The sequence below is a fragment of the Burkholderia cenocepacia genome, from assembly GCF_900446215.1.
Taxonomy (GTDB): domain Bacteria; phylum Pseudomonadota; class Gammaproteobacteria; order Burkholderiales; family Burkholderiaceae; genus Burkholderia; species Burkholderia cenocepacia.
This window is the reverse complement of record NZ_UAQZ01000015.1, coordinates 59,394-84,406: the sequence shown is the minus strand read 5'-3', so window position 1 is coordinate 84,406 and position 25,013 is coordinate 59,394. Positions and strand designations below refer to the sequence as shown.

Sequence of the window (25,013 nt, the reverse complement as noted above, 5' to 3'; positions counted from 1 at the left end):
TCTCGTCTCGTCAGACCTGATCGATCTTGCGTTCGACCTTGAGCGGCGGCGCCCATGCCGGCTGGGCGGCGTCCTGGGCGTCGGTGGTGAGGCCCGGCACGCCCGGCGGGTTGCCGAGCATCGGGAAGCCGAGCTTCTCGCGCGAGTCGTAGTAAGCCTGCGCGACGAGACGCGACAGTGCGCGGATGCGGCCGATGTACGCGGCCCGCTCGGTCACCGAGATCGCGCCGCGCGCGTCGAGCAGGTTGAACGTGTGGCCGGCCTTCAGCACGAGTTCGTACGCGGGCAGCGCGAGCTGCGCGTCGATCATCTTCTTCGCTTCCGCTTCGTAGCTGTTGAAGAACGTGAACAGCAGGTCGACGTTCGCGTGCTCGAAGTTGTAGGTCGACTGCTCGACCTCGTTCTGGTGGTACACGTCGCCGTACGACAGGCGGCGCAGCTCGGGGCCGTTCGGGCCTTGCTCTTCCCACTCGGTCCACACGAGGTCGTACACGTTCTCGACCTTCTGCAGATACATCGCGAGGCGCTCGAGGCCGTACGTGATCTCGCCGAGCACCGGCTTGCATTCGAGCCCGCCGACTTCCTGGAAATACGTGAACTGCGTGACTTCCATCCCGTTCAGCCACACTTCCCAGCCGAGGCCCCACGCGCCGAGCGTCGGGTTCTCCCAGTCGTCCTCGACGAAGCGCACGTCGTTCTGCTTCAGGTCGAAGCCGAGCGCCTCGAGCGAGCCGAGGTACAGGTCGAGGATGTTTTCCGGCGCCGGCTTGAGCACGACCTGGTACTGGTAGTAGTGCTGCAGGCGGTTCGGGTTTTCGCCATAGCGGCCGTCCTTCGGGCGGCGCGACGGCTGCACGTACGCGGCGCGCCACGGCTCGGGGCCGACCGCGCGCAGGAACGTGTGGACGTGCGACGTGCCCGCGCCGACTTCCATGTCGATGGGCTGGAGCAGGGCGCAACCCTGCTTGTCCCAGTAGGACTGCAGCGTCAGGATGATTTGCTGAAACGTAAGCATGAAGAGCCTTCGTGGCGCTGGCGCTCCGTTGCGGACGGCGCTCCGGGCGGGCCCGGAGGGTCGGCTCGCGCGGCGGCGCGGCTTGTTAGTGTGCTGAAACGCGTAATTTTACCGGATCGGCGACCGGATGCGGCCGGAAGGCCGATGCGGGCATCGCCGCACCGCTCCCGCGGCCTGCGCGCACGCGCGCGGCGCCCCTGCCGCGGCGCGTCGCGCGGGCGGTAAGATGCGCGTATTGCGGCGCGCCACGCGTGCCGCGTCACCGCTTGCCGATGCCGATTGCATGGATGAACCGACCGACATTCTGATTCCGCTGCTTCCGCCGTTCCTCGCGTTGCTCGGCCAGGCCGCCGACGCGCAGGCGCGCGGCGAGCGCGCCGCGCACGATCTGTGGCTGGCCGCCGCCGCCCATCTGCATGCGGTCGATGCCGACGCGCTCGTGCGGCTCACGACGGCGCTCGTCGCGCGGCAGCGCACGGCCGACGCGCTCGCGCTCGCCGAATGCGCGGTGCGCGTGCAGCCGGGCGCGGCCACACACTTCAACCATGGCTATGCGCTGCAGATGGCCGGCCGTCACGCGGACGCGGTCGCGCCGTACCGCGCGGCGCTCGCGATCGATGCCGGCTGGCCGTCGCTGCGCAACAACCTCGCGATCGCGCTGCGCTTGTCGGGCGCCGATCGCGCGGAAGAGATCGCGTTGCTCGACGCGGCCGTGCAGCACGATCCGCAGGACGTGCAGGCATGGATCAACCTCGTCGTCGCGCGGATCGCGACGCACGACCTGGACGGTGCGCTCGCGTGCGCCGCGCGGCTCGTCGAGCTCGCGCCCGACAACGCGCTCGCGATGAACAACGTCGCGATGGCGATGAAGGAGGCGCAGCGCTGGGACGAGGCCGAGCGCCATGCGGCGCGCGCCTGCGAACTCGCGCCCGACGATGCGTCGTTCCGCTTCAATCTCGCGATCATCCAGCTGGTGCGCGGCAACCACGCGGCCGGTTGGCGTGGCCACGAGGCGCGCTGGGACGGCGCGGGCGAGTTGCGCGGTCGCCGGCCGGCACTGCCGGGCCCGCGCTGGCAGGGCGAGCCGCTCGCCGGCAAGACGCTGCTGGTGTGGGGCGAGCAGGGGCTCGGCGACGTGCTGCAGTTCTGCCGCTTCGTCGTGCCGCTCGCCGAACGCGTGCATCGCGAAGGCGGCCGGCTCGCGTGGAATACGTTTCCGGCGCTCGGTACGCTGATGCAGCGCAGTCTCGGCGCGCACGCGGACGTGTTCGGCGCGGGCGGCGGCATCGATGCGCTGCCGGCATTCGATTACGAAGTGCCGTTGATCGGCCTGCCGCTGATGCTCGGGATGGAGGCGTCGACGCTCGCCGCGTCGGTGCCTTACCTGCGGGCCGAACCACGCGCACGTGATGCATGGCGCGCGCGGCTCGCGGGCGATGGCCGGCTGAAGGTCGGGCTCGTGTGGACGGGCAGCGCGGGCCATCAGCGCAATCCGTTCCGGCGCGTCGGGCTCGAGCGCTATGCCGACGCGTTTCGCGGCATCGACGGCGTCGCGTTCTATTCGCTGCAGCCGGGTGCGGATGCGGATGTCGCCGCCGCGCGCGCGGCGGGCTTTGCGATCGACGACTACACGGCCGAGTTGAAGAGCTTCGACGATACGGCCGCGTTCATCGGCGCGCTCGATCTCGTGATCACCGTGTGCACGTCGGTCGCGCACCTGGCCGGCGCGCTCGGTGCGCGCACCTGGGTGCTGCTCGACGTGAATCCGCACTGGCCGTGGCTGCTCGATCGCGCGGACAGCCCGTGGTATCCGACCGCGACGTTGTACCGGCAGCCGACGTTCGGCGCGTGGGCGCCGGTGATGGAGGAAGTGAGCCGCGATCTGCGCGGCCTTGCCGCGCAGCCGGCGCAACAGGATCGATCGAACTGATCGTCCCGGCCCGCCTGAGCGGCCGGCCGGTTCGTGGTCACGGGCCGCCGCGCGCGGCAGCGGCCCGCTGCATCATGCCGCTTCGTCGTCGCCGGGCTTGCGGCCGTTGCGCCGCCGCAGCCCGGGCCCGAACGTGAAGCCGAACGCGAGCAGCACGAGCGACACCGCGAGCACGATATTGTTGCCGCTCGTCACGTACGGCGTGAAGCCGCTCGTGCCTTCGATCCGCACGTCGAGCGAGCCGATCGTGAACGGCTTCAACTGGCCGAGCACGCGGCCGTGCGCGTCGATCGCGGCCGTCATCCCGGTGTTGGTCGAGCGCAGCATCGGCCGGCCCGTTTCGAGCGAGCGCATCCGGGCGATCTGCAGGTGCTGGTCGAGCGCGATCGTGTCGCCGAACCACGCGAGGTTCGTCACGTTGACGAGCACGCCCGGCGGCTGCGGGTTGTCGCGGATCGTCGCGGCGATTTCCTCGCCGAACAAGTCCTCGTAGCAGATGTCGGCCATCACCGGCTGGTTGTGCACGAGGAACGGCTTCTGCACGGGCGCGCCGCGCGCGAAGTCGCCGAGCGGCATCTTCATCAGGTCGACGAACCACCGGAAGCCCCACGGAATGAACTCGCCGAAGGGCACGAGGTGGTGCTTGTCGTAGTGATAGATGTCGCGCGAGTTCGGCGTCACGCCGTACAGGCTGTTCGTGTAGTCGACGTAGTGGCCGTCCTCGGTCACCGACGCGCCGACCGCGCCGAACAGCACGGCCGAGCCGGTCGTGTCGCTGAACTTGCGGATCGCGACCGCGAACGGCTCGGGCAGCTCCTGGATCATCACCGCGATCGCGGTCTCGGGCGTGACGATCAGGTCGGCCGGCTTCTCGACGATCATCTGCTGATACATCTTGATCGCTGCGTCGATGCCTTCCTGCTCGAACTTGATGTCCTGCTTCACGTTGCCCTGCAGCAGCCGCACGGTGAGCGGCGCGTTCGCGGGCACGATCCAGGTGACCTGCGACAGTCCGAGGCCGGCCGCGACGAGCGCGACGGCGATGCCGGCCGGCGCGGCGACGCGCACGCGGGCGTTGCCGCCGGATGCACCGGCTCCGTTGTCACGCACGGGCGACGGACGCGCGGCGACGAGCGCCTGCACGACCAGTGCGGCGAACAGCGCGAGCACCCACGCGATCCCGTACACGCCGACCACCGGCGCAAAGCCGGCGAACGGGCCGTCGACCTGCGGGTAGCCGCTGCCGAGCCACGGAAAGCCGGTGAACACGGTGCCGCGCAGCCATTCGCCGAGCGCCCACGCGCTCGCGAACGCAAACGCGCCGTGCCAGGTCGGCGAGAACGGCCGCGGGTCGGGCGCGCGGCGATGCCACGCATGGCCCGCGCAGAACGACCACAGCCCGGCCGAGAACGCCGGGTACAGCGACAGGTACAGCGAGAACAGCACGAGCGCGCCGCCCGCGAGCGGCGCGGCCATCTCGCCGTACACGTGCATGCTGATGTAGAGCCACCAGACGCCGCTGATGAAGTTGCCGAAGCCGAACGCGCCGCCGGTGAGCGCGGCACCGCGCCAGCTCGACGTGCGCGTCAGCTGTGCGAAAAACCAGACGAATACGACGAGCTGCAGCCAGCCGCCGTGCGGCGTGGGCGCGAAGCTGAGCGTATTGGCGGCGCCGGCGAGCAGCGCGGCCGGATAATGCCAGCGCGGCAGCGCGCGGCCGGGGGCCGGCGCGAGAAGGCCGCCAGCCGGGCGGGACGGGATCGGATCGTCCATGTGAAGCGGAAGTGGGCGAGCGGTTGAAGGAGGCGCGGCTGGCGCGGAACGGTCAGTCTTCGTGCGAGGTTTCGGCGCGACGGCTGGCGAGCGGGTTGCGGCGCACCAGCAGCACATGAACCTGGCGCGCATCGCCGCGCTGGATTTCGAACGCGAGGTTGCCGAGCTGCAGCTTCTCGCCGCGGTGCGGCACGCGTCCGAAATGATGGGTGATCAGCCCGCCGATCGTGTCGACTTCGTCGTCGGGGAAATCGGTGCCGAACACCTCGTTGAACTGTTCAATCTCGGTGAGCGCACGCACGCGGTAGCGGCCGTCCGGCCCCGCGATGATGTTGCCGGCTTCCTCGTCGAAGTCGTATTCGTCCTCGATGTCGCCGACGATCTGTTCGAGCACGTCCTCGATCGTGATCAGGCCCGCGACGCCGCCGTATTCGTCGACGACGATCGCCAGGTGGTTGCGGTTCACGCGGAAGTCGTGCAGCAGCACGTTCAGGCGCTTCGATTCCGGAATGAACACGGCCGGGCGCAGCATCCCGCGCACGTCGAACTCTTCCTCGGCGTAGAAGCGCAGCAGGTCCTTCGCGAGCAGCACGCCGATCACGTTGTCGCGGTTCTCCTCGTACACGGGGTAGCGCGAGTGCGCCTTTTCGAGGACGAACGGGATGAAATCCTCGGGCTTGTCGGCGATGTTGATCGCGTCCATCTGCGCGCGCGGCACCATGATGTCGCGGGCGCACAGATCGGATACCTGGAACACGCCTTCGATCATCGACAGCGAATCGGCGTCGATCAGGTTGCGTTCGTGGGCGTCCTGGAGGATTTCCAGCAGCTCGCCGCGGGATTCGGGCTCGGGCGAGATGAAGTCGGTCAGGCGCTCGAGCAGCGAGCGCTTTTCTTGCGGTTTGTCGGTTGACTTACGACTGGGATACGAATCGTTCATGGTGGTGCGCCCGGGTCATGCCGGGGCGCGCGGTCACGGAGTAGGCAAGGATACACCAAGGGCACGACGCGACCGTGTCACCCCGGCCGCACGGCCAGGATGGGCGGCTCGCGCGGGCCCGCTCGCGGACGGCCGCGCCGGGCGCGACGCCGTCCTCGGGTCCATCCTAGCGCAGAAAGAGTCGGCGGGGCGCGGCGGCAAAAAAACGGCGGCGGCAAGGGCGGCGCGGCCCGACGCGGGACATCGGTCGTGAGCGCGGCATTCTGCCGCAGGCGGGCGCCGCCGGCGCGCGGTTCAGAACCGCATGCCGGCCGAGCAGCCGCCGGCGGCCGCGCCGTTGGTCGCGGCGCCGCCGCAGCCGAGGATTCCGCAGCCGGACAGCGCGACGCCCGCGGCGACGAGCAGCGCGGCGATCCTGCCGCGCGACCAGTTTGACGGTTTCATCGGGGATGTCCTCGTTCGGATGCGCGGGCGGCGTGGTGTCGCATCACCGGCATCGCGCCAGCAGCCCTTCCAGCGCGCGGTCGGGGATGCCGCTCGCGCGCAGCGCGTCGACCGTGCGGCTCACGTAGTCGAGCGTCGTGCCGTAGCGGCCGGCCGCGCAACTGAACACTTCCTTCACGACGGGATCGGTCAGCTTGCCCGTATAGGTCGGTGCATCGCGGCGCATCACGAACGCGAGCGCGTTCACGCGTTCGCCGGTCTCGAGCGAGCACGGCAGCCACGCGGGCCGGTACGAGCCCATCGGCATCTCGCGCTTCCACAGCGTCTCGAGATGCGGCTGCGCGGTCGGGCCGGAGAGCCGGAACGCGATGCCCGAGCACGAGCCGCCGCGATCGAGCGCGAGCACGAGGCCCGGCCGTTCGGGGGTGCCGCGGTTCACGCGCGACCACAGGTAGAGCCCGCGGTGATAGCCGTGCACCTTGCCGCGTACGGCGGCGACGGTCGGCAGCCCGGGGTTCCAGATCAGCGAGCCATAGCCGAACAGCCACAGATCCTGCCGGCCGTCCCAGTCGCGCATCGTATGCGCGAGCGACGCCGCGAGCTCGTCTTCCGTCAGCAGACGGCCTTCGCCGATCGACGGCGGGTAGGCGGGCGGCAGCATCGCGGCGTTACGCATCGGGCGGACGGCTTACTGGTACGGGTTCGGGAAACCCAGTTTAGCGAGGATGTCGACTTCGAGCGCTTCCATTTCGGCCGCGTCCTCGTCGCTGGTCTCGTGATCGTAGCCCTGCGCGTGCAGCGCGCCGTGCACCAGCAGGTGCGCGTAATGGGCCATGAGCGGCTTGCCCTGGTCGTGCGCTTCCTTCTCGACCACCGGGCAGCACAGCACCAGGTCGCCGATCACGGTGCCGTCGGGCGCCGCGTCGTACGCGAAGGTCAGCACGTTGGTCGGATAGTCCTTGTGGCGGTAGCCGGCGTTCAGCGTACGGCCTTCGTTCTCGCCGACGAAGCGCACGGTGAGCTGCGCGCTCGCGAACAGCGCCGGCTCGAGCCATTCGGCGATCAGCTTGCGCTTGGGGAGCGTCTTGCGCACGTCGCTCGTGATCTCGTCGCCGTACTGCACCGACAGGTCGAGTTCCAGCGCGCGCGGCTCGTCTTCCGGATCGTCCTCGCGCGGCGCGAACTCGGCGCCGACGTGCAGCGTCACGCTGTCGTAATGCTCGGGTTGCAGCGCGAGCTTCGCGCGCATCGCCGGATCGTTGTGCTGCGCGACGATCGCGACGGCCGCGTCGCCCGAGCTGCCCGACAGGTCGAACATCAGGCTGCGGCCGTCCGGGAAGTCGATCCGCAGCCCTTGCGCGTTGACGGTGCGGGCTTTGCCCTTCGCGTCGAACAGCGAAAGGCGGGGGGATTCGGACGCGGCGGACTGGGCGCGACCGGACTTGCGGGAACGGGAGGATTTCATGACGCGTGCGGCGATTGGGACGCGTTGAGGATACACCAAACGGCCGATCGCGCCCGAATTCGGCCGGGCTGCGCGCGGGTGAAAAAAAGCCCGGCGCGCCATGACGGCGGGCCGGGCCGGCAGGCCTGGGGCAGCGCACGCGCGCCGCCGCTCAGCCGTCCTGGTGCTGCGCGTGGAATTCGTCGTACGCCTCGACGATGCGCGCGACGAGCGGATGGCGCACCACGTCCGCGCTCGTGAAGCGGGTGAGCGCGATGCCGCGCACGCCGCCGAGCACCTGCTGCGCCTCGACGAGGCCGCTCTTGTGGCCGCGCGGCAGGTCGACCTGGCTCGTGTCGCCCGTCACGACCGCCTTCGAGCCAAAGCCGATCCGCGTGAGGAACATCTTCATCTGCTCGGGCGTCGTGTTCTGCGCCTCGTCGAGGATGATGAACGCGTGGTTCAGCGTGCGGCCGCGCATGTACGCGAGCGGCGCGATCTCGATCATCTGGCGCTCGAACATCTTGGCCGTCTTGTCGAAGCCGAGCAGGTCGTACAGCGCGTCGTACAGCGGACGCAGGTACGGGTCGACCTTCTGCGCGAGATCGCCGGGCAGGAAGCCGAGCCGCTCGCCGGCCTCGACGGCCGGGCGCGTCAGCACGATCCGCTTGACCTGGTCGCGCTCGAGCGCGTCGACCGCGCACGCGACTGCGAGGTAGGTCTTGCCGGTGCCGGCCGGCCCGATGCCGAACGTCACGTCGTGCGACAGGATCTGCTTCAGGTATTCGCGCTGGGCGGGCGTGCGGCCGCGCAGGTCGGCGCGCCGCGTGTAGAGCTTCGGCGCCGGCTCTTCGTCCGGCTCGTCCGCGTCGAGCTGCACGACCGGTTCGTCGAACGGATGATCGGGGTCGCCGCGAAAGCGCACGTCGAGCGTGTCCTGGCGGCCGTTGCCGGCCGTGTGGCGCACCTCGACCAGCGCGAGCTGGATGTCGTCGACCGACAGCGGATCGCGCGCGCGGTTGTAGAAGTTTTCGAGCGCGGCGAGCGCGAGCTTGGCGCCGCGCCCGCGGATCGTGATCCGGTGGCCGCGCCGCGCGAGCGTGACGTCGAGCGCCTGTTCGATCTGCCGCAGGTTCTCGTCGAGCGGGCCGCAGAGGTTGGCGAGGCGCGCGTTGTCGTCGCGCGGGGCGGTGAATTCCAGTGCTTGGACGGTCTTCAAAGTAGCGTCGGGCTCCTGTCGGGCGTCAATCAGTGGGTGGCCGCGCTCGCGTCGTCGCTGACGATCACGAGCTCGCCGCGCAGCGAGTGCGGGTACGCATGGTTGATCTTCACGTCGATCATCTGGCCGATCAGGCGCGGGTGCGACGCGAGCGGCGCCGGGAAATTCACGACCCGGTTGTTCTCGGTGCGGCCCGCGAGTTCGTTCGGGTCCTTGCGCGACGGGCCCTCGACGAGGATCCGCTCGACCTTCCCGACCATCGACTGGCTGATGCGCGCGACGTTCTCCTCGATCGTCGCCTGCAGATGTTGCAGGCGTTTGAGCTTCACGTCGCGCGGCGTGTCGTCGGCGAGGTTCGCGGCCGGCGTGCCGGGACGCGGGCTGTAGATGAACGAGAAGCTGGTGTCGTAGCCCATCTCGTGCACGAGCGCCATCATCTTGTCGAAATCGTCCTCGGTCTCGCCGGGGAAGCCGACGATCATGTCGGTCGACAGCGACAGGTCGGGGCGGATCGCGCGCAGCTTGCGGATCACCGACTTGTATTCGAGCACCGTGTAGCCGCGCTTCATCGCCATCAGGATGCGGTCGGAACCGTGCTGGACCGGCAGGTGCAGGTGGTTCACGAGCTTCGGCACCTTCGCGTAGGTGTCGATCAGGCGCTGCGTGAATTCCTTCGGATGCGACGTCGTGTAGCGGATCCGCTCGATGCCGGGGATGTCGGCGACGTATTCGATCAGCGTCGCGAAATCGGCGATCTCGGACGAGCCGGCCGCCAGCGCGCCGCGGTAGGCGTTCACGTTCTGGCCGAGCAGCGTGACTTCGCGCACGCCCTGGTCGGCGAGGCCGGCCACTTCGGTCAGCACGTCGTCGAGCGGGCGCGACACTTCATCGCCGCGCGTGTACGGCACCACGCAGTAGCTGCAGTACTTCGAGCAGCCTTCCATGATCGACACGAACGCGCTCGGCCCCTCGACGCGCGCGGGCGGCAGGTGGTCGAACTTCTCGATTTCGGGGAACGTGATGTCGACCTGCGCGCGGCCGCTCGCGCGGCGCGCGTCGATCATCTGCGGCAGGCGGTGCAGGGTCTGCGGGCCGAACACGAGGTCGACGTACGGCGCGCGCGACACGATCGACGCGCCTTCCTGGCTCGCGACGCAGCCGCCGACGCCGATCAGCAGGCCGGGCTTCGCTTCCTTCAGCTCGCGCACGCGGCCGAGATCGGAGAACACCTTTTCCTGCGCCTTTTCACGCACCGAGCACGTGTTGAACAGGATGATGTCCGCGTCTTCCGGCGTGTCGGTCTTTTCGAGGCCTTCGGCCGCGTTGAGCACGTCCACCATCTTGTCCGAGTCGTACTCGTTCATCTGGCAGCCGAAGGTCTTTACGTAAACTTTCTTGGTCATGGGGATTCGCCGTTCGCAGTGGTTGACCTGGGGGCGTCGTCAAGGGTGAGTCGGGACGGCCGTGCGCGGCACGCGAATCGCGCGCACGGACAGGAAAGGCCGTCGGGAAAGCCTTCCATTATAGCTTTCCATGCCAAGACGGACGGGCGGCCGGTTGCGGGCGCGCGACGCCGGTTTTCGCGTTCCGACCCCGGAGTGGTGACGGCCCGGCCGTCAGCGACACGCGTTCAGCAGGTCGTCGAGCGCGGCTTCCTCGCGCGCGAAGCGTTCGGCGAGAAAGTCGAGCAGCACGCGCACGCGCGGCGCCATGTAGCGCTTGCTGTGATAGATCGCGTGCAGCGGCGCGTCCTGGTGCCGCCACTCGGGCAGCAGCACGCGCAGCCGGCCCGCGCGGACGTCGTCGGCGATGTCCCACAGCGACTTCAGCGCAATGCCGTGGCCGCGCAGCGTCCATTCGCGCGTGAGCCCGCCGTCGTTGGTCTCGAACGCCGTCGACACGGGCACCGTGTGGATCTGCACTTCGTCGCCGCGCGTGAAGTGCCAGGTGTTCATCGGGCCGGACGCGATCGTGATCACGTTGCACGGAAAGCGGGCCAGATCGTGCGGATCGGCCGGCACGCCATGGCGCTCGACGAACGACGGCGCCGCGCACAGCACGCGCCGGTTGGTCGCGAGCCGGCGGGCGATCAGCGCGCCGTCGGGCGGCGCGGCGAAGCGGATCGCGAGGTCGATCTCGTCCTGCCACAGGTTCGACGACGAATCGGACGCCGTCAGCGAGAACGTGACGCCCGGATGCAGCGTCGTGAATTCGTGGAGCCAGTCGAGCAACTGATGGCGGCCGAAATCGGACGTCGACGACAGCCGCACCTTGCCGCTCACGACATTGCGGCCTTCCTGCAGCATCGCGTCCGCGTCGTCGAGCGCCTGCAGCGCCTGGCGGCAGCAGTTCAGGTACAGCTTGCCTTCGTCGGTGAGCCGCAATTGCCGCGTCGAGCGTTCGAACAGCCGCGTCGCGATCTTCGCCTCGAGCTTCGCGAGCCGCGCGCTCGCGGCGGCCGGCGTGAGGTTCAGCTTGCGCCCGGCGGCGGACAGGCTGCCCAGCTCCGCCGCCTCGACGAACAGCCGGATGTCGCCCAGTCGGTCCATGCGATTTTCCAGAAATATTTGAAAATGGTTCAAATGCCACGCCAATTATCAAATATAGGCGTCTTCGGGACAATGCGCGCACACCCCGCTTTTTTGTGCGGTGCGGCACCGATCGGGCGCCGCGGCCGCCGTCTTCCGGAGAACGTCATGCCCATTCCGTTACTGGCGCTCGCGATCAGCGCCTTCGCCATCGGCACCACCGAATTCATCATCATGGGCTTGCTGCCCGAAGTTGCGCACGACCTGGCCGTGTCGCTGCCGTCGGCCGGCCTGCTCGTCACCGGCTACGCGCTCGGCGTCGCGGTCGGCGCGCCGCTGCTCGCGGTGCTGACGAGCCGCATGCCGCGCAAGGCTGCGCTGCAGTTGCTGATGGCGATCTTCATCGTCGGCAACGTGCTGTGCGCGACCGCGTCCGGCTACGCGATGCTGATGGTCGCGCGCGTCGTCACGTCGTTCGCGCACGGTTCGTTCTTCGGCATCGGTGCGGTGGTCGCCGCGTCGCTCGTGCCGGCCGACAAGCGCGCGAGCGCGATCGCGCTGATGTTTACCGGACTCACGCTGTCGAACGTGCTCGGCGTGCCGTTCGGCACGTTCGTCGGCCAGTTGCTCGGCTGGCGCGCGTCGTTCTGGATCGTCGCCGCGCTCGGCGTGCTGGCGCTCGGCGGCGTGGCCGCGCTGGTGCCGAACCGCCACGACAGCGGGCCGGTCGGCCTCGGCCACGAAGTGCGCGTGCTGAAGGAGCCGCAGGTGTGGCTCGCGCTGCTGATGACCGTGCTCGGCTTCGGCGGCGTGTTCGTGGTGTTCACGTACATCGCGCCGATTCTCGAGACCGTGTCGGGCTACTCGCCGCGCGCGGTCGCGCTGATCCTCGTGCTGTTCGGCGCGGGGCTGACGATCGGCAATACGATCGGCGGCAAGCTCGCCGACCGCGCGCTGATGCCGTCGCTGATCGCGATCCTCGTCGCGCTGATGGCCGTGATGGCCGTGTTCGCGAAGACGAGCCACCTGCCGGTCGCGGCGGCCGTCACCGTATTCGTCTGGGGGATCGCCGCGTTCGCGACGGTGCCGCCGCTGCAGGCGCGCGTGGTCGAGAAGGCCGCGAGCGCGCCGCATCTCGCGTCGACGCTGAACATCGGCGCGTTCAACGTCGGCAATGCGGGCGGTGCGTGGCTCGGCGGCCTCGCGCTGGAACACGGCTTCGCGCTCGATGCGCTGCCGTGGGTCGCGGTCGCGGTGACGTTCGCGGCGCTGATCGTCACGTGGCTCGCGATGCGGCTCGACGCGCGCGGCCCGGCCCGCGGCGCCGCGCCGGCGGCGCAGTGAGCGTCGGCCCCGGCGCGCCGACGGCGACGCCATAGCGGCAGGAAAAGGTTCGCGAGAAACGCATTCCTCCGCGATGCTGATAACGGTGTGAAGATAACTTCGTTTGCCCGTGCCAGGCCGGGTGATAGCGTCTCGATACGCGCCAATGACCGGCGCAACCCGATTCCGATTCCGGCTTACCCCCTACGCAGGGCCGCGCGGCGGCCCGGAGGCAATGCTATGTCTTCATCCCTGGCGCTCGTGCGCGACGTGTCTTCCTTCGAGTCCGGCCATGCCGCCGACCTGCGCGCGTCCGCGTCGCTCGACGTGCTCGAGCAGGTCGTCGGCGTGAACCTCGCGCGCTTGCGCGCCGAGCGGCAACTGTCGCTCGATGCGCTCGCGCGGCTGTCCGGCGTGTCGCGCGCGATGCTCGCGCAGATCGAATCGGCGCGCAGCGTGCCGTCGATCAAGGTGCTCTGCAAGATCGCCGCGGCGCTGAAGGTGTCGGTCGCCGCGTTTCTGCGGCGCCACGCGGTGAACGGTTTCGAGCATCTGGCGGCCGAGCGCGCGTCGCGCGTCGTCAGCTCGAACGGCCGTTTCTCGGCGCGTGCGCTGTATCCGGAAGGCGAGCCGGCCGCGGCCGAATTCCACGAGCTGCGCATCGCGCCGCTGCATACGGAGCCCGGCGCGCGTCGCGCCCCCGGCACGACGGTCAACCTCGTCGTCAGCGAAGGCACGCTCGAAGTCAGCGTGCACGATCGCCGCCAGTTGCTCGCAACCGGCGACGCGATCGTGTTCGATGCCGACCAGCCGTACAGCCTGCGCAACCCGGGCGACAGCGAAGCGCGGGCGTTTCGCGTGACGGTGAGCCCCGAGGTGCCGCCGCGCTGGCTTGTGCCCGACGCGGCGCACACGGCGGCCGCCAACTGATCGCGCGGGCCGCGCGGCGCGACTGCGCTCCCGGATTCTCGCGGGATCGCGGGCGGGTGCGTCGGCCGTTCGGACGATGCCGTTAGACAGGGTCGTCAGTAAGGTTTTACCGGTAGTGGGCTGCGCGTCGCGCGCGGCTGTTGTATGCTTGGCCCGCCGGTGACGGGGCGTTCCCGTCCGGCAATCAGTGCGTCTTCAGGGCGGGGCGAAATTCCCCACCGGCGGTAGGCTGGCGTAAGCCGGCGAGCCCGCGAGCGCCCGCGCATTCGCGCGGGGTCAGCAGATCTGGTCGAATGCCAGAGCCGACGGTCACAGTCCGGATGAGAGAAGATGTGCAGATAGTCATGTCCGTCAGGGCCGCTTCGCGCTGCGTGCGAAGCGGGTTGTCGTTCTGTCTGTTTGCAATGCCCTGAAACGTTTTTCGCCCAAATCGTATTTGCGAGGAGCGTTTCACATGTCCTTGATGTCCGTTTCGTCGGCGCCTGCCGACGCCTTTGCCGATCTCCCGTTGCTGGATTCCGAACCGGTGCCGCCGCGCATCGCCGCTGCGCTCGACGCGATGCGCGCAGGCCGCGCGGTCGTGCTGCAGGACGACCACGACCGCGAGAACGAAGCCGACCTGATCGTCGCCGCCGAGCGCATCACGCCCGAGACGATGGCGCTGTTGATCCGCGAGTGCAGCGGCATCGTCTGCCTGTGCCTGACCGACGACACGGTGCGCGCGCTCGAGCTGCCGCCGATGGTGCAGACCAACGAAAGCCGCAACGGCACCGCGTTCACCGTCTCGATCGAGGCGCGCGAAGGCGTGCATACCGGGGTGTCGGCCGCCGATCGCGTGACGACGATCCGCGCGGCGATCGCCGACGGCGCGAAGCCGCACGACATCGTGCGCCCCGGCCACGTGTTTCCGTTGCGTGCGCAACCGGGCGGCGTGCTGGCGCGCCGCGGTCATACCGAAGGCACGGTCGACCTGTCGATCCTCGCGGGCCTGAAGCCGGCCGGCGTACTGTGCGAGCTGATGAATCCGGACGGCACGATGACGCGCGGCGACGATGTCGAGCGCTTCGCGCAACGGCACGGGCTGCCGATGCTGACGATCGCGGAACTCGTCGAGTTCCGCGAGGCGCTGGCCGCGGCGCGCGAACGCTGCTGCGAGCCGGCCTGAGCGAAGGAAGGCGGGCGCGTACGCGCGCCCGCGGCATGGCCGGATCGACCCGGTCCGGCCCGAATGACGATCAGGACTGCACGTCGCCGAATTCGCCGCGCATGCCGGCTTCGACGAGCGCCGGCAGTTCGTCCATCCGGCGCATGATCCGCGTGATGCCCATCGCGCGCAGCGCGTCCGCGTAGTTGTCGGGAATGTGGCTCGCGCCGACGAACGCGATCGTCTTCATCCCGGCCGCCCGCGCGGCATTCAGCCCCGAGATGCTGTCCTCGACGACGACGCAGCGCGCCGGCTCGACGCCGAGCGTGTGCGCCGCATGCAGGTAGACGTCGGGGTAGGGCTTCGGCCGCGCGACCTGTTCGGAACTGAACACGCGCTCGCCGAAGATCTCGGTGAGCGACGCGCGCTTCAGCGAATTGCGCACGCGCACGAGCCGGCTGTTCGACACGACGGCGGCCGGCAGCGTGACCTTCAGCAATGCGTCGCGCACGCCGCTGATCGGTGCGAGCGATTGCGCGAGCGCGATTTCGATGTTGTGCTCGATGGTTTCGATGAAGTTGGCGGGCATCTCGATGCCGAAGCGGGATTCGATGCCGGTGAGGAAGCGCGACGTCTGCTGGCCGAATGCCGACTTCGCGGCGGCTTCGAAATCGAGGTTGGGGAACGTGGCGGACAGCGTGTCGAGCAGCACGCGGTCGGCGATGACTTCGCTGTCGACGAGCACGCCGTCGCAGTCGCAGATGAGGTGATCGAGCATGGTGATGAAAACGCGGGATATCGGCGACGCCGATCGATTCGCCATCATACGTGCTTTCATGCGCCTGCCGCGCGACGTGGCGGCAAATTTGCCCGATGCGGCCGTGCTACTGCGGCAACGCGTGCCCAGGTGCCGCCGGTCGTGCGGCTGCGGCGACCCGGTTGCGCGGGCCGCCGCCGTTCACGGCGTCACAGCGCGATCACGCGCCCCGTTTTCCACGACGTCATCGCGGCTTCGGCCAGCTCGAGCGCGGCGAGCCCGTCGTCGATCGTCGTCCGGACCGGCGTGCCGTCGCGCAGCGCGTCGACGAAGTGCGCGATCTCGGCCGCGTACGCGTGCCGGTAGCGTTCGAGGAAGAACGGCTCCGGCACGTCCGTCGCGATGCCGCCCGCGAGCCAGGCGCTCACCTCGGTCGGCCGCACGTTGCCGGCCTGCAGCATCCCGTGGCTGCCGAGCAGCTCGAAGCGCTGGTCGTAACCGTAGGCCGCGCGCCGCGACGTGTTGATCTGGCACAGCAACCCGCGCCGCGTGCGGATCGTCACGGCGGTCGAATCGATGTCGCCCGCGTCGTGCACGGCCGGATCGGTCAGGCAACTGCCCGTCGCGTGCAGCGTCTGCGCTTCGTCGCCGAGGATCCAGCGGAACACGTCGAAGTCGTGGATCAGCATGTCCTTGAAAATGCCGCCCGAGCTGCGAATGTAGTCGGCGGGCGGCGCGCCCGGATCGCGGCTCGTGACGACCAGCATTTCCGGCGCGCCGACCTCGCCGCGCTCGACGCGCGCCTTCAGCGCCGCGAAGGTCGGGTCGAAGCGGCGCTGAAAGCCGATCATGCAGGTCACGCCGGCGCGCCGCACGACGTCCGCGCATGCACGCGAGCGTTCGACGGTGAGGTCGACCGGTTTCTCGCAGAACACCGCCTTGCCCGCGTTCGCGGCGGCGACGATGAGATCCGCGTGCGTGTCGGTGCTCGACGCAATCACGACAGCCTGCACCGACGCGTCGCCGAGCGCGCGCTCGACGTCGGCGACCTGCGCGCCGTGCGTGCGGGCGAGCGCTTCCGCCGACGGCGCGTGCCGGTCGATCACGTATGTCAGTTTCGCGCCCGGCTGGCGCGCGAGATTCGCCGCGTGGATCTTGCCGATGCGGCCCGCGCCGAACAAAGCGAATTCGATCATTCCGTTCTCCGGTGGATTGCGTTGTCTTGCCGATGTGCTCAGCGATCCGCCAGTGCGCCGCGCACGTAGTCGATGCTCGCCCGCAGCCGGTCTTCGATGTCGTCGGCTTCGGCGATCTCGCTCGCGAACGGCTCGAACGACAGCGCGCCGCGGTAGCCGCGCGCGAGCAGTTCGCGCAGTTGCGGGATGTTGCCGAGCCGGTCGGCGCCGCCGACCAGCACGCGGTGGCCGTCGCGCATCCACTCGATCGGCAGGTCGGCTTCCTCGACGCCCGAGATGTGCACGAGGCCCGTCAGGTTCGGGAAGAAGATGTCCTCGCCGGCGAGATGATGGTGGAACGTGTCGTGCACGAGCCGGAACACCGGCTCGCCCGCCGCCGCGTAGATGCCCTTTACCGCGTCCGACTTGCGGCGCAGCGCGCATTCCTCGAAACCGAGCGGCTCGATGAAGCCGAGCAGGCCGCGGGCCGCGAGGATCGGTTTCAGCGCCTGCAGCGCCGTCACGAGATCCGCGTGGCGGGCGTCCGCGCTGCGCGTGTCGGCGCGGCTGTTGGTCGGGCACAGCACCAGCGCACGCGCGCCGCATTGCGCCGCGTAATCGGCCAGCGCGGTCGCCTCGTCCGCGCGCCCGGCGTTCCACTGCTCGAAGCGCTGCAGCGCGTTGATCGTCAGGATCGTCACGCCGCCGGCCTCGGCCGTTGCGCGCACGGCGGCGGCCGGCGTGCCGTCGGCGAGCTCGACGCCGTCGAGATCGTTGCGGATCTCGATCGTGTCGACACCGAGGCGCCGGCACAGCGCGACGTAGCGGTCGAACGGCAAGCGCGGCGCGCTCATCCGGTTCAGCGAAAACTGGCAGGCTTGCGTCATCGTTCTGTCCTTGGAGCTTGAGTGGGGTGTGGGGGGCGAATCAGGTGCCGGCATGCGCGGCGAATGCTTGCCACGTGTCGCGCAGCCATTGCGCGCACGCGACGTTGTTGTCGAAGATCGAATAGCGTGCGCCGCCGCCGTAGTCGGGAAACGGGATGAACTCGCAGCTGATCTGCTCGAGTCGTGCCGGCTGCGCGGGAGTGGGAGCGTGAACCTCGGCCTGCGCTTGCGCGTGCAGCAACTGGCGCAGCGCGGCTTTCCACGGATCGAGCGACGCCGCACGCCATTCGCCGTGATAGGCGCCCGGCGCGGGTTCGACGAACGGGTACTGGATACCGCGCCCGGGCCGGCCGTCCGCGCGGCGCATCCAGCGGTTGGCGGGATTGTTCGGCGTCACGCTGCGCGCATGCGCATGCCGGACCCAGCCGCGCGCGATCCAGTCGGTGTAGATCGCGGCGCGCGACGCCGGGTCGAGCATCGCGCAGCCGCCGTCGGCCGATTCGCGCAGCCCCGACGCGTCGAGCTCGGCGCGGTTGCCGATCTTGAACAGCAGATGCGAATGATCGAGCGTGATCCGGAACGGCGCGCCGGCCTGCTCGACCAGCCGCGCGACGCGCGCCACGCGGGCGACATCCTCGCTCCACATGTCGACGTGCACTTCGAGGCTCGGCAGGCAGCCGACCGGCTCGCCCGATGCGTAGGCGCGCAGGTAGAAATCGGCGACTTCGCGGTCCGACAGCGGATGGCCGTCCGCGTGATGCGCGAACAGCTGGCAGTTGAGCACCGTGCTGCCGAAGCGCGCGCCCGCCGCGACGATCTCGGCGACATGCGCTTCGTCGCGGCCGGCGCACCAGATGCCGCCGATCACGCGAATCGGCAGCGCGTGGCGGTCGACCAGCGCGAAATACGGCGACAGGTCCTCGCCGCGTACCGGGTTCTTTTCGATGTAATCGAACACGCCGGCAGCGGCGACCCGCCGGAAGCGCTCGGCGGGCGTGGGCGGCGGCAGCCCGTCGTGTTCGAGCACGCCGTCGAGGTTCACGCCGATGAGGATCGGTTCAGTCATCGTCTCCTGTCCGTTGTCGGTTATCGATGGCTGACCAATGTACGGAGGCGCGGCGCGACCCGCATGACAAACGTTGGCGAAAAATCGCCAACGCGACGGTCGATTTTTTCGCCGCGAGCACGGGGCCCGCCGCGCGGCGCGATTCACGGCTGCAGGTACGCGCTCGTCCTCACGTTCGCCGGACAGAACACGCGGAATTCGACCGGATCGTCCGGCGGCGGCTGTTCGACGATGCCGCATGCATGCAGCACGTGCTGCAGCGCGGAAATCGCCTGGCCGTCCGGATCCTGGTCGATCGCGAGATCCATCGCGCCGGCTTCGATGAAGGCGCGATGCTGGTCGATCATCTCGTGGCCGATCCACACGACGCGCCCGATCGCGCCGGCCTTGCGCAGCGCCGCTTCGATGCCGGCCGAACCGGCGCCGCTGTTGTAGATCGCGACCACGTCGTCGTGCGCCTGCAGCGCCTTCGACACCGCGCGGTAGCAGCGGTCGTCCTGGTCGAGCGTCTCGACCGGCGCGTCGTCGCAGCGCACGGCGGCGAACGCGTCGGCGAGCTGGTCGCGGCAGCCGGCCATCCGGTCGACGTGCGCGCGGTAGCCCATGCGCCCGCCGAGCAGCAGCACGCGGCCGGGGCGCGCCGCGAGGCGGCCGATGTAGTAGCCGGCCGTGCGCCCGGCGCGATAGTTGTCGATGCCGGCGAAGTGCGTGCGGTCGATGCCGCCGATGTCGGTGACCATCGTGACGACGGTCTCGCCCCGCGCGATCGCGCCGGCCAGCGCGTCGCGCACGCGGGCCGTGTCGTGCGCGGTGACGATCAGCGCCGCGCGCCGGTACGCGGGCCGTTCGATCAGCGTCGCGGCGCGCACGTCGTCCGCGGCGGGCAGGATCGTCCGGTGCACGACCACGCGCCGGTCGAGCATCTGCAGCGAGCGCTGCAGCGCCTGCTGCAAGCGTCGGAAGAATGGCGCGTCGGTGTCCGGCAGCAGCACGTCGACGTGGATCAGCCCGTGCCGCGTGTCGGGCAGCTGCCGCGGCACGCCGAGCTGCCGCGCGGCCGCCACCACGCGTTCGCGCGCCTGCGCGGAGACGCTGCCGCGCTCGTTCAGCACGCGGTCGACGGTGGTCGTGCTGACGCCGGCGAGCGCCGCGATCTCGTCGAAGCGCGCGGTGCGCTTGCGCCAGCGCGGCCCGGATTCACCTGCCATGGTCGTCTCCATCGTGAGGGTCGCCATCGATCGCGTGGCGTTGTCGGGAACGCTAAAGCGGTGGCGAAATTTCGTCAACGTTTCGATTGAGGCGGGGCGGCCGCTCGCCTAATTTCGTTCCTATGGCGAAGCGCTTGCCGCGCTTCCCCCGCACAAGAACCCCAGGAGACAGACGTGGCCCAACCCGACGACCCGGCACGCGAACGCACGGCGGCGCGCCGTCAGGCATACCGAATGATTGGCGGCGCCGGCGAGCGCGCGCACGCGGCCGGGCTCGTCAACGCCGCGTGGTACCGCTGCGCGGTGCCGCGGCCGCTGATGAAGCAGTTGATGCAGCGCGGCGATGCGCGTGCGATTCGCGACACGCTGATCTGGTACGCGGCGATTGCAATCAGCGGCGTGCTCGCGTGGCTGGCGTGGCGCGCGCATTCGACGTGGGCGATCCCCGCATTCTTCGTGTACGGCACGCTGTACTGCAGCCCGGCCGATTCGCGCTGGCACGAATGCGGGCACGGCACCGCGTTCCGCACGCGCTGGATGAACGACGTGCTGTACCAGGTCGCGTCGTTCCAGGTGTTCCGCCGCGCGACTGCCTGGCGCTGGAGCCATGCGCGCCATCACACCGATACGCTGATCGTCGGGCGCGATCCGGAAATCGCCGCGCCGAAGCCGACCGACTGGCTCACGCTCGCGCTGAACGTCGTCGCGCTGAAGCACGTGGCCGGCGAACTGCGCAAGATGATCGCAGTGTCGTTCACCGGCCGGCTCGACGACGAGGAACGCACCTACGTACCTGCATCGGAATGGCCGAAGGTCGTGCGCGAGTCGCGCATCCATCTCGCGATCTACGCACTCGTGACGGGCGCGGCGCTCTACTGGCACACGATCCTGCCGCTGCTCTACATCGGGCTGCCGAGCCTCTACGGCGCGTGGCTGTACCTGTATTTCGGCCTCACGCAGCACGCGGGCATGCCGGAGAACGTGCTCGATCACCGGCGCAATTGCCGGACCGTGATGATGAATCCGGTGTTCCGCTTCCTGTACTGGAACATGAACTATCACGTCGAGCACCACATGTTCCCGATGGTGCCGTTCCATGCGTTGCCGAAGCTGCATGAAGCCGTGAAGGCCGACATGCCGCCGCCGTACCGCAGCACGCTGGCCGCGTACGCGGAGATCGTGCCGGCGCTGGTCCGGCAGACGCGCGACCCGTCCGCTTGCGTCGTGCGGCCGGTGCCCGATGCCGCGCGCGCCTAGCCGTTATCCAATATCCCGACGAAGGAGACACACACCATGACGCAATGGATCGACACCGGCGCGCTCGACGATATCGACGATGAAGACGTCGCACGCTTCGACCACGGCGGCCGCACGTACGCGATCTACCGGATCGACGGCCACGTGTATGCGAGCGATGGCCTGTGCACGCACGAGCAGGTGCATCTCGCGGACGGGCTCGTGATGGATCACGTGATCGAATGCCCGAAGCACAACGGCCGCTTCGACGTGCGCGACGGCCGGCCGCTGTCGGCGCCCGCGTGCGAGAAGCTGCGCACGTACCGCGCGAAGATCGAAGACGGCCGCATCCTGATCGAGGTATGACGCAATGAACAGCGACCGGGTGATGGCGATCGTCGGTGCGGGCCATGCGGGCGGCCGCGCGGCGCAGGAGCTGCGCGCGTGCGGCTGGCGCGGGCGCATCGTGCTGATCGGCGCGGAGCCGCATCCGCCGTACGAGCGGCCGCCGTTGTCTAAGGGCGTGCTGACGGGCGAGCGCAGCGCGGCGCAATGCCGGTTGCGCGATGCGCAAGCCTGGGCGGCCGATCGCATCGAACGGATCGTCGCGACCGTCGAGCGCATCGAATCGCACGCACGCGAAGTGCGGGTGTCCGGCGGGCACGTGTTCGGCTACGACGCGCTGCTGCTGGCCACGGGCGGCCGTGCGCGTCGCCTGGCCGTCCCGGGCGCGGCGCTCGACGGGGTATTCGCCTTGCGCACGCTCGACGATGCGGCGGCGCTCGGCGCGCGGCTCGTTCCCGACGCGCGGATCGTGCTGATCGGCGGTGGCTTCATCGGTCTCGAAGTCGCGGCGTCGGCGCGGCAGCGCGGCTGCCGCGTGACCGTGCTCGATGCGGCGCCGCGACTGCTCGGCCGCGCGGTGCCGGCCACCATCGCGACGCGCGTGCATGCGCTGCACGACGCACGGGGCGTGGCGATTCGTCTGAACCGGACGCCGGTGGCGATCGAGCGGACCGCGGGCGGGGCGCTGGCCGTCGTGCTCGACGACGGCGACACGCTGATCGCCGACACGGTCGTGGCCGGCATCGGCATCGAACCGGCCGACGAGCTGGCGCGCGATGCGGGCCTCGCGGTCGAGCGCGGGATCGTCGTGAATGCGCAGCTCGAGACGTCGGCGCGCGGCATCTACGCGGCCGGCGACGTCGCCGTGTTTCCGAGCGCGTTATCGGGCCAGCTGGTTCGACAGGAGACCTGGCACGGCGCCGAGACGCAAGCGCACGTCGCCGCCCGCAACATGCTCGGCGCGGGCGAGCCGTATCGCGATACGCCGTGGTTCTGGTCCGATCAATACGATGCGCAGTTGCAGGTGGCTGGGGAGCCGGCGCTCGGCACGCGGTCGGTCGCGCGCGTGCTCGGCGACGATGCGGAAATCCATTTCCACTTCGACGCGCGCGCGCGGCTCGTCGCGGCGAGCGGCTTCGGCCGTGCAGCGGGATTCGTGAAGGACATGCGCGTGGCGAGAATGCTGGTCGAGCGCGGGACCGACGTGACGCCGGCGGCGGTCGCGGACGTCGACGTGAAGCTGAAATCGCTGGTGACGGCCGTGAATGACCGGTAGAACGACGCAGGGGCGTGAAGCGCGCGGCAGTGCAGGCCGCGCGCTTCGTTCAAACCGCGATCAGATCGTGGTGTGCAGGTGCAGATACAGGCCGGCCGCCGCGGCGCCGCCCAGCAGCGGGCCGACGACCGGCACCCATGCATAGCGCCAGTCGCTGTCGCGCTTGCCGGGAATCGGCAGCAGCGCATGCATGATGCGCGGCGACAGGTCGCGCGCGGGGCTCATCGCATAGCCGGTCGGGCCGCCGAGCGAGATGCCGATGCCGAGCACCAGCAGGCCGACGGGCAGCGCGTCGAGTGCGCCGAGGCCGACCTGCGGCGACGCGAGATACAGCACGCCGAGGATCAGCACGAACGTGCAGATCGCTTCGGTCAGCACGTTGTGCGTGACGCTGCGGATCGCCGGCGCCGTGCAGAACACCGCGAGCTTCAGGTCCGCATCGGCTTCCTTCGCGAAGTGCTGGCGATACGCGAGCCACACGAGCAACGCGCCGGCCATCCCGCCGAGCATCTGCGCGAGGACGTAGCCGCCGACTTTCGACCACGCGAACTTGCCCGCGAGCGCGAGGCTGATCGTGACGATCGGGTTCAGGTGCGCGCCGCTGAACGACGCGGTCACGTAGACCGCGACGAACACCGCCATCGCCCAGCCCATCACGATCACGATCAGGTCCGCGCCTTTGCCCTTGGTCTTTGCAAGCAGCACGTTTGCGACCGCGCCGTTGCCGAGCAGCACGAGGATCGCTGTGCCGATGAATTCTGCAATGTAAGGTGACATGATTGTCTCTCGTATGTCACGGCGGACTCGCGCATCGCGCGGTCCGCCGGTGTTGTTGTATGTCGTCCGGACTGATTCGGATTACTGGGCGTCGTCGGCCCATGCCTTCGCGGCGCGCACCGCACGCTGCCAGCCGGCCATGCGCTGCTCGACCTGCTCTTTCGGCATCGACGGTGCGAAGCGGCGATCGAGCTTCCACTGGTCGCGCACTTCGTCGAGGTTCTTCCAGTAGCCGATCGCGAGGCCCGCGAGGTAGGCCGCGCCGAGCGCGGTCGTCTCGGTGATCTGCGGGCGCACCGCGTCGACGCCGAGCAGGTCGGCCTGGAACTGCATCAGCAGGTCGTTCGCGCTCGCGCCGCCGTCCACCCGCAGCTCGCCGATGCTGATGCCCGAATCGGCTTCCATCGCGGCCAGCACGTCGAGCGACTGGTACGCGATCGCATCGAGCGCCGCGCGCGCCAGATGCGCGGCGCTCGTGCCGCGCGTGACGCCGAACACCGAGCCGCGCGCCCGCGCGTTCCAGTGCGGCGCGCCGAGGCCGGCGAAGGCCGGCACGAGATACACGCCGTCGGTATGCGGCACGCTGGCGGCGAGCGCCTCGATTTCCGCGGCCGTCTTGATGAGGCCGACGCCGTCGCGCAGCCACTGCACGACCGCGCCGGCGATGAAGATGCTGCCTTCGAGCGCGTACTGCACGTCGTCGCCGATCTGCCAGGCGATCGTCGTGACGAGGTTGTTCTTCGATTCGATCGGCTTGTCGCCGGTGTTCATCATCAGGAAGCAGCCGGTGCCGTAGGTGTTCTTCACCATGCCCGACGTCGTGCACATCTGGCCGAACAGCGCCGCATGCTGGTCGCCGGCGATGCCCGCGAGCGGGATCTTCGATGCGAACACGGTGGTCTTCGTGTGGCCGTAGATTTCCGATGACGCCTTCACTTCGGGCAGCATGCTGCGCGGGATGTCGAGCAGTTCGAGCAGCTCGCTGTCCCACTCGCGCGTATGGATGTTGAACAGCATCGTGCGCGACGCGTTGGTCACGTCGGTCACGTGCAGCTCATGCTTCGTGAAGTTCCACACGAGCCAGCTGTCGACGGTGCCGAACGCGAGCTTGCCCTGGCGCGCCTTGTCGCGCGCGCCCGGCACGTTGTCGAGGATCCAGCGGATCTTCGTCGCGGAGAAGTACGAGTCGATCGGCAAGCCGGTCTTCGCGCGCACCTTCGCTTCGAGGCCCTGCTTCTTCAGCGAGTCGCAGAAGTCGGCCGTGCGGCGATCCTGCCAGACGATCGCGTTGTAGACGGGCTGGCCCGTCTCGCGATCCCAGACGATCGTGGTTTCGCGCTGGTTCGTGATGCCGATCGCGGCGATCGACGTGCCGTTCAGGCCCGTGCGCGTGACGGCTTCCGCGGCGACGCCGGCTTGCGTCGACCAGATTTCCTGCGGGTCGTGCTCGACCCAGCCGGGTTGCGGGTAGATCTGTTCGAATTCCTTCTGGGCGATCGATACGATATTGCCCTGGCGATCGAACAGCATCGCGCGGGAACTCGTGGTGCCCTGGTCAAGCGCGAGGATGTACTGGTCCTGCATGTCTCTCATCTC

Annotated in this window: 23 protein-coding genes and 1 riboswitch; of the genes, 7 read left to right on the top strand and 16 right to left on the bottom strand. The window is 69.3% G+C overall.

The features are described from left to right. Positions 1-10: 10 nt before the first annotated feature. On the bottom strand, positions 11-1,015 hold the full coding sequence (glyQ, locus tag DTA15_RS30070; protein ID WP_006488593.1) for a glycine--tRNA ligase subunit alpha: 1,005 nt from the start codon (positions 1,013-1,015) through the stop codon (positions 11-13). Between the two features lie 283 nt (positions 1,016-1,298). Between glyQ and DTA15_RS30065 the strand changes: the two genes are divergently transcribed. Continuing rightward, the gene (locus DTA15_RS30065) at positions 1,299-2,945 is read left to right on the top strand and encodes a hypothetical protein (protein ID WP_012492419.1); all 1,647 of its coding nucleotides are present in this window, start codon (positions 1,299-1,301) and stop codon (positions 2,943-2,945) included. A 72-nt stretch (positions 2,946-3,017) separates the two neighbouring features. On the opposite strand, the gene lnt is transcribed toward DTA15_RS30065, so the two are convergent. From lnt to DTA15_RS30030, 8 genes are all read right to left on the bottom strand, one after another. Continuing rightward, positions 3,018-4,718, bottom strand: a complete 1,701-nt coding sequence (gene lnt, locus DTA15_RS30060; RefSeq protein ID WP_006487529.1) for an apolipoprotein N-acyltransferase — start codon at positions 4,716-4,718, stop codon at positions 3,018-3,020. A gap of 52 nt (positions 4,719-4,770) precedes the next feature. Beyond that, on the bottom strand, positions 4,771-5,658 hold the full coding sequence (locus DTA15_RS30055) for a CorC family transporter (RefSeq protein ID WP_006487531.1): 888 nt from the start codon (positions 5,656-5,658) through the stop codon (positions 4,771-4,773). 294 nt (positions 5,659-5,952) lie between these two features. Continuing rightward, on the bottom strand, positions 5,953-6,102 hold the full coding sequence (locus DTA15_RS38750) for a hypothetical protein (protein WP_020979429.1): 150 nt from the start codon (positions 6,100-6,102) through the stop codon (positions 5,953-5,955). 43 nt (positions 6,103-6,145) lie between these two features. Beyond that, positions 6,146-6,778 carry a gamma-glutamylcyclotransferase gene (locus DTA15_RS30050; protein ID WP_006486595.1) on the bottom strand — a complete coding sequence of 211 codons (633 nt, stop codon included), beginning with the start codon at positions 6,776-6,778 and terminating at the stop codon, positions 6,146-6,148. 12 nt (positions 6,779-6,790) lie between these two features. Further along, positions 6,791-7,567, bottom strand: a complete 777-nt coding sequence (ybeY, locus tag DTA15_RS30045; RefSeq protein ID WP_006497372.1) for an rRNA maturation RNase YbeY — start codon at positions 7,565-7,567, stop codon at positions 6,791-6,793. A gap of 151 nt (positions 7,568-7,718) precedes the next feature. Further along, positions 7,719-8,765 (bottom strand): PhoH family protein, encoded by a 1,047-nt coding sequence (locus DTA15_RS30040; RefSeq protein WP_006486600.1) that lies wholly within the window; start codon positions 8,763-8,765, stop codon positions 7,719-7,721. A 29-nt stretch (positions 8,766-8,794) separates the two neighbouring features. After that, positions 8,795-10,168 (bottom strand): tRNA (N6-isopentenyl adenosine(37)-C2)-methylthiotransferase MiaB, encoded by a 1,374-nt coding sequence (gene miaB / locus DTA15_RS30035; protein ID WP_006486604.1) that lies wholly within the window; start codon positions 10,166-10,168, stop codon positions 8,795-8,797. Positions 10,169-10,381: 213 nt separating this feature from the next. Further along, complete coding sequence (locus tag DTA15_RS30030) at positions 10,382-11,314, bottom strand: LysR family transcriptional regulator (protein WP_006486591.1); 933 nt, start codon at positions 11,312-11,314, stop codon at positions 10,382-10,384. Positions 11,315-11,461: 147 nt separating this feature from the next. Between DTA15_RS30030 and DTA15_RS30025 the strand changes: the two genes are divergently transcribed. The 3 genes from DTA15_RS30025 to ribB all read left to right on the top strand — a co-directional run bounded on the left by DTA15_RS30025 (position 11,462) and on the right by ribB (position 14,711). Further along, the gene (locus tag DTA15_RS30025; protein WP_006497370.1) at positions 11,462-12,637 is read left to right on the top strand and encodes an MFS transporter; all 1,176 of its coding nucleotides are present in this window, start codon (positions 11,462-11,464) and stop codon (positions 12,635-12,637) included. Between the two features lie 219 nt (positions 12,638-12,856). Continuing rightward, complete coding sequence (locus tag DTA15_RS30020; RefSeq protein ID WP_006489265.1) at positions 12,857-13,546, top strand: helix-turn-helix domain-containing protein; 690 nt, start codon at positions 12,857-12,859, stop codon at positions 13,544-13,546. A gap of 187 nt (positions 13,547-13,733) precedes the next feature. Continuing rightward, positions 13,734-13,882, top strand: a riboswitch (FMN riboswitch). A gap of 118 nt (positions 13,883-14,000) precedes the next feature. Then, positions 14,001-14,711, top strand: coding sequence for a 3,4-dihydroxy-2-butanone-4-phosphate synthase (ribB, locus tag DTA15_RS30015; RefSeq protein ID WP_006489272.1), 711 nt, complete (start codon positions 14,001-14,003; stop codon positions 14,709-14,711). Between the two features lie 70 nt (positions 14,712-14,781). Here ribB and DTA15_RS30010 read toward each other — a convergent pair whose 3' ends face one another. The 5 genes from DTA15_RS30010 to DTA15_RS29990 form a co-directional block, all read right to left on the bottom strand. Further along, positions 14,782-15,468, bottom strand: coding sequence for an HAD family hydrolase (locus DTA15_RS30010; RefSeq protein WP_034178337.1), 687 nt, complete (start codon positions 15,466-15,468; stop codon positions 14,782-14,784). A 188-nt stretch (positions 15,469-15,656) separates the two neighbouring features. After that, the gene (iolG, locus tag DTA15_RS30005) at positions 15,657-16,643 is read right to left on the bottom strand and encodes an inositol 2-dehydrogenase (protein WP_006489268.1); all 987 of its coding nucleotides are present in this window, start codon (positions 16,641-16,643) and stop codon (positions 15,657-15,659) included. A 38-nt stretch (positions 16,644-16,681) separates the two neighbouring features. Then, entirely contained in the window at positions 16,682-17,509 is an 828-nt protein-coding gene (locus tag DTA15_RS30000) for a TIM barrel protein (protein WP_006489276.1), read from the bottom strand. Positions 17,510-17,549: 40 nt separating this feature from the next. Beyond that, on the bottom strand, positions 17,550-18,575 hold the full coding sequence (locus tag DTA15_RS29995; RefSeq protein ID WP_012492421.1) for a hypothetical protein: 1,026 nt from the start codon (positions 18,573-18,575) through the stop codon (positions 17,550-17,552). A gap of 143 nt (positions 18,576-18,718) precedes the next feature. Next, complete coding sequence (locus tag DTA15_RS29990) at positions 18,719-19,783, bottom strand: LacI family DNA-binding transcriptional regulator (protein ID WP_006497363.1); 1,065 nt, start codon at positions 19,781-19,783, stop codon at positions 18,719-18,721. A gap of 174 nt (positions 19,784-19,957) precedes the next feature. Between DTA15_RS29990 and DTA15_RS29985 the strand changes: the two genes are divergently transcribed. From DTA15_RS29985 to DTA15_RS29975, 3 genes are read left to right on the top strand one after another with little or no spacing between them, the layout of a single operon-like run. Next, positions 19,958-21,040, top strand: a complete 1,083-nt coding sequence (locus DTA15_RS29985) for a fatty acid desaturase family protein (protein ID WP_006491268.1) — start codon at positions 19,958-19,960, stop codon at positions 21,038-21,040. Positions 21,041-21,076: 36 nt separating this feature from the next. Beyond that, entirely contained in the window at positions 21,077-21,385 is a 309-nt protein-coding gene (locus DTA15_RS29980; RefSeq protein ID WP_006491266.1) for a non-heme iron oxygenase ferredoxin subunit, read from the top strand. A 4-nt stretch (positions 21,386-21,389) separates the two neighbouring features. Then, positions 21,390-22,640 (top strand): NAD(P)/FAD-dependent oxidoreductase, encoded by a 1,251-nt coding sequence (locus DTA15_RS29975; protein WP_006494001.1) that lies wholly within the window; start codon positions 21,390-21,392, stop codon positions 22,638-22,640. Positions 22,641-22,700: 60 nt separating this feature from the next. Here DTA15_RS29975 and DTA15_RS29970 read toward each other — a convergent pair whose 3' ends face one another. Then, the gene (locus DTA15_RS29970; protein WP_006484467.1) at positions 22,701-23,417 is read right to left on the bottom strand and encodes an MIP/aquaporin family protein; all 717 of its coding nucleotides are present in this window, start codon (positions 23,415-23,417) and stop codon (positions 22,701-22,703) included. Between the two features lie 81 nt (positions 23,418-23,498). Next, the gene (glpK, locus tag DTA15_RS29965) at positions 23,499-25,001 is read right to left on the bottom strand and encodes a glycerol kinase GlpK (RefSeq protein WP_006484471.1); all 1,503 of its coding nucleotides are present in this window, start codon (positions 24,999-25,001) and stop codon (positions 23,499-23,501) included. Positions 25,002-25,013 lie beyond the last annotated feature (12 nt).